Annotated in this window: 8 protein-coding genes; 3 read left to right on the top strand and 5 right to left on the bottom strand. The window is 71.0% G+C overall.

Translation table 11 applies throughout. The features are described from left to right. Positions 1-365: 365 nt before the first annotated feature. On the bottom strand, positions 366-1,037 hold the full coding sequence (locus SACPADRAFT_RS29135; RefSeq protein WP_007025473.1) for a TetR/AcrR family transcriptional regulator: 672 nt from the start codon (positions 1,035-1,037) through the stop codon (positions 366-368). 96 nt (positions 1,038-1,133) lie between these two features. Between SACPADRAFT_RS29135 and SACPADRAFT_RS0221220 the strand changes: the two genes are divergently transcribed. Together SACPADRAFT_RS0221220 and SACPADRAFT_RS0221215 are read left to right on the top strand one after the other, a co-directional pair. Continuing rightward, positions 1,134-2,666, top strand: coding sequence for an MDR family MFS transporter (locus SACPADRAFT_RS0221220; protein WP_007025474.1), 1,533 nt, complete (start codon positions 1,134-1,136; stop codon positions 2,664-2,666). A 28-nt stretch (positions 2,667-2,694) separates the two neighbouring features. Continuing rightward, positions 2,695-3,360, top strand: coding sequence for a DsbA family oxidoreductase (locus SACPADRAFT_RS0221215; RefSeq protein WP_007025475.1), 666 nt, complete (start codon positions 2,695-2,697; stop codon positions 3,358-3,360). 94 nt (positions 3,361-3,454) lie between these two features. On the opposite strand, the gene SACPADRAFT_RS0221210 is transcribed toward SACPADRAFT_RS0221215, so the two are convergent. Together SACPADRAFT_RS0221210 and SACPADRAFT_RS33425 are read right to left on the bottom strand one after the other, a co-directional pair. Beyond that, entirely contained in the window at positions 3,455-4,048 is a 594-nt protein-coding gene (locus SACPADRAFT_RS0221210; protein WP_007025476.1) for a carboxymuconolactone decarboxylase family protein, read from the bottom strand. Positions 4,049-4,357: 309 nt separating this feature from the next. Continuing rightward, positions 4,358-4,561 carry a hypothetical protein gene (locus SACPADRAFT_RS33425; RefSeq protein WP_007025477.1) on the bottom strand — a complete coding sequence of 68 codons (204 nt, stop codon included), beginning with the start codon at positions 4,559-4,561 and terminating at the stop codon, positions 4,358-4,360. A gap of 299 nt (positions 4,562-4,860) precedes the next feature. Between SACPADRAFT_RS33425 and SACPADRAFT_RS33420 the strand changes: the two genes are divergently transcribed. After that, the gene (locus SACPADRAFT_RS33420) at positions 4,861-5,574 is read left to right on the top strand and encodes a hypothetical protein (protein ID WP_007025478.1); all 714 of its coding nucleotides are present in this window, start codon (positions 4,861-4,863) and stop codon (positions 5,572-5,574) included. Positions 5,575-5,615: 41 nt separating this feature from the next. Here SACPADRAFT_RS33420 and SACPADRAFT_RS0221195 read toward each other — a convergent pair whose 3' ends face one another. Together SACPADRAFT_RS0221195 and SACPADRAFT_RS29130 are read right to left on the bottom strand one after the other, a co-directional pair. Next, positions 5,616-7,406, bottom strand: coding sequence for a hypothetical protein (locus tag SACPADRAFT_RS0221195; RefSeq protein WP_028662655.1), 1,791 nt, complete (start codon positions 7,404-7,406; stop codon positions 5,616-5,618). Further along, positions 7,403-8,417: serpin family protein (locus tag SACPADRAFT_RS29130; protein ID WP_007025480.1), on the bottom strand; the 1,015-nt coding region annotated here is incomplete at its 5' end. The genes SACPADRAFT_RS29130 and SACPADRAFT_RS0221195, both read right to left, overlap by 4 nt.

Here is an 8,417-nt window from a genome sequence, read left to right as displayed (position 1 = left end):
CGCGACGGCCGCCGTCCTCGCGGTCGCCCGGGCGCTCACCGACACGACACCGATGATCGCCCTCGTGCTGCCCGGCGCGGGAATGCTCGCGATGCCGGCCCTGATCGTGCTCGGCTGCCGACGTGCCGACAGCGCCGGGCGCGACGCCGACGCCGAGTCCGAGTCCGGGTGAGCGGGCGCGCCGTTCGAGTGGCACGACCATCGCTGAGTCCGGTGCCGTCCGACGCGCCCGAGTGGCGATCACCAGACAATCAACGGCTCGGCACCCGGGCGTTCGGCTCTTCGGTGGGGTGCAGCGCCAAAAACCGTCCCGGATGGCTGGCCCAAGCCCTCCGGCCGAAGCTCCCGTTGTCCTCGGCGGGATCTCAGGAACCCTCGCCACTGCCGACGGGGCCGCCGTTCTGCCCGCCCCGCGACCCCGGCGATCGACCCCCCGCAGCCATCCCTGTATCGGCCGCGAGTAGCAGGCTCACTGTGCGGCGCACGTGCTCAGCCACCGCGGCTTCGTCGAGGGGCTGGTGCAGAACGAGCCGGTGGTAGTAGAGCGGTCCCGCAAGCAGGCTCACGGCCCAGTCCAGATCGAGCGAGCTCGGAAGCGCTCCATGACGCTGCGATTCCCGCAGCACGGCCACGACATGCTCCCGCCGGCCCAGCACATGGTCGCGGTATACCTCCGCCAGCGCCGCATCGTGCTCGGCTGCCGCGGCGAGGCTGCCGGAGATCGGGCCCCACGTCGGCGATCGGAGCCCCGCTCCGAGTGCTCCGATGACGCGCTGCAACTCGGATTCGAGGGTGTGGTCGCCCTCGGACTCCTCCATGCTCGCCTCGTTGATCTGCTCGCCGAGGTGCTCGATGGCGTCGACGAGCAGCGGTAGCCGGTCCGACCAGTGCCGATACAGCGTGCTCCGCGAAATGCCGGCGGCCGAGGCGACGGCGTCCATCGTCATCGCCTCGACACCACGCTCAGCGAGCAGGGTCACGGTCGCGTCGAGCACAGCCTGGCGGGTACGGACCGCACGCGGATCACTGCGGTTCACTTTCCTCCTCTATAGAACACTCATGTTGCATAGATGCCGGGGCGGCATCTACGATACACAACTGTACGATAGTTGCCGCGCGTAGGGAGAGACCCGGTGGAGACAACACCGAGAGCAGCGGAGGACCGGGGGCCGCTGCCGAAGCCGCAGCCGGGGACGGTGGCCGCGTTCTGGGCCATGATGGTCGTGGTGTTCCTGGCCGCGATGGACTCGACGATCGTGGCCACGGTGCTGCCGTCCCTCCTGACCGAACTCGGTGGTGCGGACCTGCTGGCCTGGGTGGTCACGAGCTACCTGCTCACCACCGCCGTGTCCATCCCGCTGTGGGGCAAGGCCGCCGACCTCGCCGGCAGTCGCAGTCTCTACGTCGCCGCATCCGTGGTGTTCCTGCTCGGATCGGCCTCGGTGGCCTTCGCACCGACCATGCCGGTCCTGCTGATCGCACGCGCGGTCCAGGGCATCGGCACCGGCGGATTGATGGCGCTGACTCCCACCATCACCGGAGAACTGTTCCCGGCCCGGATCCGCGGCCGCTTCCATGGACGCCAGGGCGCAGTGCTGGCCGGTGCCAGCATCCTCGGACCACTGGTCGGTGGAATTCTCGCCGGAACCCTCGGCTGGCGCGCCGCCTTCTGGATCAACCTGCCGCTGGTCATCCCGGCGATGATCATCGCCGCCCGGTACCTCCCGCCCGCAGCACCCTCGACGCCACAGCGGCGACGGATCGACATCCTCGGTGCCGCCCTGATCGCCCTCGCAAGTTCGGCCCTGCTGTTGGCACTGAGCGAGGACACGCCACTGGCCGCGGAGCCCTACCACACCGCACTGCTGGTCACGGCCACCCTGGCGACACTGGCCTATCTGCTCTGGCAGGCCCGCCACAACGATCCCATCCTGCCGTTGCGCGTGTTGCGCTCTCCCATCATCGCCGCCGGAGTCGGCCTGTCCTTCATCACCGGAGCGGCGATGATCTCCGCGGTCGTCTATGCCCCGCTGTTCGCCCAGACCGTGCAGGGCCACTCCGCGGCCACCGCAGGTGCCCTGCTGCTGCCGCTCACCGGTGGGGTTCTCGTCGCCAACCTCGCCGGAGGCCACCTCATCACCCGCTTCGGCAGGTACCGTCCGTTCGTCATCACCGGTTCCCTCGCCATCACCGCCGGCTTCGGCCTGCTCACCACGGTCGGCACCGACACCGGCACCCTGCTGTTCGTGACCGCGCTGACGCTGGTGGGAAACGGCCTGGGACTGACCATGCAACCGGCCGTGCTCGCGCTGCAGAACGCCGTCGACACCGCCCATCTCGGCGCAGCCACCGCAGCCAGCACCTTCTTCCGCCAACTCGGCTCCACGCTCGCCATCGGCGTGCTCGGTGGCCTGCTCACCGGCCGCATCGGACCCCAGCTCGATGCACTCACCCACGGACTCCGGACCGGACCCGCAGCCGCGGCCGCCCGCGTCGAGGTCTCCGCCGCATTCGCCGACCTGTTCACCGCACTCACACCGGTGGCCGCCCTGGCCGTCGTCCTCGCCCTCGTCCTGCAGGACAAGCCGCTGTCCATCACCACACCCTCGGCACCGGCCGAAAAAGTCACTGACGAAACCGACAACGACCTCAGCGCGCCCCGCTGACAACACCGCGGAGAACGAGGGGACACACATGCCGGAACACACGACACTGACCGACAGGCCCGCACCACACGTCGCCCTCACCCTGGACATCGCCTGCGTCTGGTCCTACCTCGGCTACGCCCGCTTCGCCCGGGCAGCCGCCCGGCATCGCGCCGTCGGCCGAACGATCGAGGTCACGTTCCGCCCCTTCCAGGTGGCACCGCACGCCTCCACCGCCGGGGAACCGTTGACCGAGGTGCACCACCGTGATCTCGGACCCGACGCCGCGGACAAGGTGGCCCACGTGCGCGCGCTCTTCGATGCCGACGGGACCGAGATCCACTTCGACCGGGCCGTGTTCACCAACACCTTCGACGCGCACCGGCTCATCGCCGTGGCCGCACACCAGGGGCGGGCCGAGGACATGGTCACGAGCCTGTTTCACGCCTACTTCGTCGACGGCCACAACATCGCCGACACGCACACCCTGCGGAACCTCGCCGCCGAGACCGGAGTCGCTTGGAGCGACGACGGCACCGACGTCATCCACAGCGAGCTCCAGCGCAACCGAGACGACAACATCACCACCGTGCCGCGATTCTCCGTGGAGAACGGACCCGTACTCCTCGGTGCCCAGTCCGAAGACGCCCTGTTCGCCGCACTCGAGACGGTCGCACCACCACTTGAGACGGACGGGACCGCAGATTCACGTTGAGCGGGTGTCTCGCCTGGTGAGGTGACGTGTTCTCGGCGGTGGGGTGGGTACGGCTCTCCCACCCGGGCGTTCGGCTCTTCGGTGGGGTGCGGCGTCAGGACCGTCCCGCGACCTCCGCGTCGGTGGGTACCGGAACCCGGCAGGCCGCGCCCGAGGTGAAGCCCTGGTCGGTGATGCCGAGGGCGCTGTTCATCCGGGCGCGCATGTTCTCCAGCCCGATCTGGTAGGTCAGCTCCACCAGCCCGGCACGTCCGAACTCGGCCTCCAGCTCGGCCACCTGCTCGTCACTCACCCGTAGGGGCAGCTCCGTCATCGCGTCGGCGTAGGCGAGCGCGAGCCGCTCCTGCCGGGTGAACAGCGGCGAGGTCGGATAGTCGTCGATCGCCCGCAGCCGCTCGACGTCCAACCCCGCGTGCTTCTGCAGCATGGTGCCGAAGTCGACGCACCACGAGCAGTTCACCCGCACGGCCGTCCGGTACACGGCCAGCTCGCGCACGGCCGGCGGCAACGTGCGGCTCCCGTACTCGACCAGCATCTCGTGCGCGCCGAACGCGGCAAGCAGCCGCGGGTGGTGCGCCACGACGGTGACCGGCTCGGGTACCGCCCCGTAGCGCCTGCGGGCGAACCGGTACGCCAGCCGTGCGCGCCACGACGCGCGTGCCGTCGGGACTCCCGGAATGCGTGCCATGGTTCCTCCTCCGTGCCAACGGGCGCCCGGATGGCGCCCGTTGGCACGGGGACGGGGCCGCGCCCTCCGGTGTGACAACGCGCGGAACAGACGCGGACCTCAGCTCGTCCCGGAGCGCGCGACCATTACCCGACCGTGCCTGGAGGGGTCCGGCGCGGATCGTGTGCACCGTAGTCCGGCAGTTCGTACACCCGGGCGACGGCGGGGCCGTGGTCGGTGTGGACATGTGGCTCCTCACGTCGTTGTCGATGATCGCCGACTCCGGCTGGGTGGGGAGCCGGGACGGCGACCGCACCGGCCGGAGCCGTGTCACAGCCGGTACAGCCCCTCCAGAACCCGACGGAGCAGGTGTTCGTCCGGAGCGGGCCGGAACTCGGACAGCGCGCGCCGCGCATCCTCGATCGCCTCGTCCGGGTTCACGGTGGGCCAGACCGGCCGGGTGGGGCGCACCGCCTCCAGCACCCCGCGGCCCCGGTCGTGCAGGTCCTCCCACCTTCCACGCTGCGCGAACACACCTCCGCCAGGAGGTCGTCGAGCAACTCCCATTGACGGCGGGTCAACTCCGCCGTCACTTCCGTCCCGTCGCAGTCCGAGGAGCTCATGCGACATCCCTTCGTCCTCGATCACGGACGCGTCGGTGGCCGATCCCGGGCGACGACGCGCTGACATCCGTCACGATCGGCGAGGCGAACCGCAGGCGGAAGAGGACACAGCGGGGACGGACCACTGACCGATCTGACCCGCTGTGTCACCGGCTTGTCACTACCGGTAGTGACTTCTACGCTCCGCTGATCGCGGCCACGCTCGGCACCGTGACCTCGGCACTGTTCCCACCCGAGGGCGCTACCCAGGCCATCACCCCGGAGTCCGAGGTCCTCACCGCCACAGGCATGGACACTTTCGAACTGCTGACACGCCTGCGGTGCTCGGACATCGACGACACCACGCTCGACGCCGTGCGCATCACCGTCGAGAAACTGTGCTGCGATTACTCGCGCCGACCGCCGCGCGAGCTGCTCGTCGAGAGCCGCCAGTGGCTGCGACGGCTGGTCGACATGCGGTGGCACCGGCTCACATTCGCCCAGCACCGCAGCACGCTGGAACTGGCAGGGTGGCTCGCGCTCGTCGTCGGGTGTCTGGAGTACGACCACCATTTCGTCGTCGACCCGTCGAAGTTCGACTTCTACGCCATGGACTGTTACCGGACCGTGGGAGACGATCGCCTCGCCCGGGAGCTCAGCGACGAGGTCGCCCGGGTCAGCACGGGAGCCGGGCACGGCGAACGGTGGCCGATGCGGCTCGCCGAGGCACGACTGACCCGTGCCGTGGTCGCGGCCCGGGACGGCGACCTCGACCACGCCACCACACTCGGCCACCGGGCGCTCGAGGCCGGGCGACGTTCCCTGCCGTCGCTGCTGATGGTGTCCGGGCAGCTGGCGACGACACTGACCCACCGCTTCCCCACCGAGCCCGCCACCCGGGACTACCTCGACGCCCTGCGGTCCGTGCGGCAGCGCACCCGCTGAGCACCGCGGGACCGCGTCCTCCGGTGTGACAGCACCCCCGGCTAGCGCTCCAGCAGCGCGTCGACGTCCCAGAGCCACACGTCGCCGACGGGGCGCCCCGGGGCGTCGAGCAGGGCGTTGACGGTCGCCCGGAGTTCGTGCTGACGTTCGGTCCCGATCGGCAGGACCACCAGGTCCGCGTTCCAGTACCGGAGGTCCCGCCGGGCGGCGGCGCGGTCGTCGACCGTGATCTCCGGGATCCCGCCGTCCTCGGCGACCCGCTCCAGCAGGAGCGACGTGGGCCTGCGCGGAGCGCCGTACATCCCCTCGCCGTCCCGGTTCGGCCCGACGAAGTAGCCCTCCACCAGCGGGAAACCCATCCCCGCGGCCGTCTGCCAGTGCAGCGGGTCGGCGTCCCCGACATCCGGCGGAGGGACGGGCACCACCGACCCGTCGTGCACGTGGGTGCGCCAGGTGCCGTCGGCGAAGAAGGCCGGTGCCTCGTCGCGTTCGGTCACGCGCAGCTCGGTGGGCGCGATCGGGATCAACGCGAAGGCCAGGGCGCTGACCCACACGATCGTGGCGGCGTAGCGCCAGTCGGGGCGTGTCCGCATGCGCAGCACCCGCTCGGTGGCCATCGCCAGCAGGATGCCGACGGGCACCAGGGCACCCATCGCGAACCGGCTCTCCAGCACCGAGTCGAACAGCGGACGGTCGAACAGCAACAGCCAGATACCGGGGATCGCGGTGGGGGTGCCGTCCAGGTAGAGCACCGCGCCCATCGAGATCCACGCCAGGACGAGCGCGGTCACCGCGAGCGCGCGGGCGGAGACCACCCGCCACAGCGCCGCCACCACCGCGGCCAGCACGAGCAGCAGCGGCCACCCGAAGAAGGCGTTCTCCTCGGTGCGATTCATGGACAACGGCACGGCACTGTCCGGGGTCCCCGCCAGCGACTCGGTGGCGAACGCCGGGAACGCGGCGAGGTCGTTGCCCCGCAGCCCGTGTTCCAGTCCGGGGTAGCTCTGCGGGCCGAAGAACTGCCACCACAGCGGCACCGCGACCAGCACCAGTGCCACGGCGGCGCCGGTGCCGAGCGCGACGCCGAGCGGGCGGGCCAGGGCGAGCGCGTGCGCCGGGCGCATCAGCGCGTGGGTGAGCGCGAACACGGTCATCGTGACCGCGGCGATCAGCAGGGGTTCCTTGCCGAGCAGGAGCTGCCACGCCACCAGCAGCCCGAGGAGCACCCCACCGCGCACCGGCGGCGCCCCGCGCACGACCGTGAGCAGGCACAGCACGACGAACGGCAGCAGGAACAGGGCGACGAAGTTCGGGTGCGCGTTGCCGTGCGAGACGATCGGCGGGGCGAAACCGCAGAACGCCGCCCCGACGGCCGCACCCGCCCGTGAGTCGACGAGGTGCCGGAACAGCACCCAGTACCACGCTACGGCGGTGCCCGCCATCCCGCCGGTGAGCGCCAGCGCGAAGGTGACCGTGGGTCCGAACAGGACGGTGACCGGCGCCAGGGGGATGCCGAGCCCGAGCATCGCGGTGTTCGCCGCGAGGTTCACCCCGTCCGGGTGATTCTGCAGCGTGGTGGTGAGCGGGTTCTCGAAGTTCAGCACCTTGTGTGCCGTGACGGCGAAGAACCACTCCCAGAGGTTCTGGTCCTGCCCGCTGAAGAAGAGGTAGCCGTCCGAAAGGTTGAACCACAGTGGACGGTAGATCAGGAATGCCGCGAGGACGAAGGCCAGCATCACCACGGTGTCGGCCAGGCGCGGCCACAGCACGGCACGGCGCACGGTCCCGCGCTCGACCGGCGGACGGCCGCGGGTGGGTGCCGTGGTCGTCACGGCTCGACCACCCGGGCGAGGAAGTACACCACCCCGGTGGCGGCGTGCCGCACGAGCAGCAGGAACGGACGGTCCACGGTCACCGTGACCGGTTGCCCGGACGGCGCCGACACCAACCGCATCGTCGCCGCCGTGGCGGCGGCGCCCTCCAGTCCACTCTCGTCCACCCGCAACACCGACTCGTGCAGCACGTCGGACACGGTCAACCGCGGATCGTCGGAGAGCTCACCGAAGTCCGAGCCCGCCCGGAACATCGTGCGCACACCCAGCGAGGCCAGCGCGGACCGGAGCCCACCGCGGGTGTCCAGGGTGAGGCGGGGCAGCGTCAGCTCCACCCGGGCCTGACGTTCGGCGGCGAGCAGCTCGGCCAGGGTGTCCGCGTCGAGTCCGGGTTCCTGCTCGGCCAGCGGCCGGTCGGGCAGCAGCACCGTGGCACGCACCCCGCCCACCGCGGGCAGGGTGACCAGCCGCCACCCCGCGTGTTCCGCGTAACCGAGCGTCTCGGTCTGGCGCATCATCGGCACCTGCCGTGTCCCGGACGGACCGTGGAAATCACCCGGCCCGGTGTCGTCCGCACGGAACGGGTACGTCCACGCCACCCGCAAGTAGAGCGCGTTGACCAGACCGGCCACGGTGTCACCGTCGATGCTGCCGGGCGGGAGCAGTTCCGGGATGAGGTCCCGCGTCGTGCGGGCGACGTCGGCGTTGATCTCGGCGCGGGTGTCCTCGGGGTCCTCCGGGAACAACGCGGTCGCGACCGTGCCGCCCGGCCAGGTGGCGAGCTCCTCGGGGAAGCCGGGGCGGACCGCCAGCGCCCGCCACACCCACAGCCGGTTCGACACGGCCAGCTTCGGCGGATCGTCCGGGGCCTCGGGGGCGGGGTCCAGTTCGGCCGCGGTCCGCAGCAGCCCGGCCAGCTCCGCGACCGTCTCCGTCGCGTCCGGTTCCGTCGCATCCGGCTCCGCGCTCCCGGTGTCCGCGGTCCCGACATCCGCGGCGCCCGGCGCCCCG

It is taken from the genome of Saccharomonospora iraqiensis subsp. paurometabolica YIM 90007, assembly GCF_000231035.2.
GTDB lineage: Bacteria > Actinomycetota > Actinomycetes > Mycobacteriales > Pseudonocardiaceae > Saccharomonospora > Saccharomonospora paurometabolica.
Note: the sequence above shows the minus strand (reverse complement) of the source record. Positions and strands in the feature narration are given on the sequence as shown.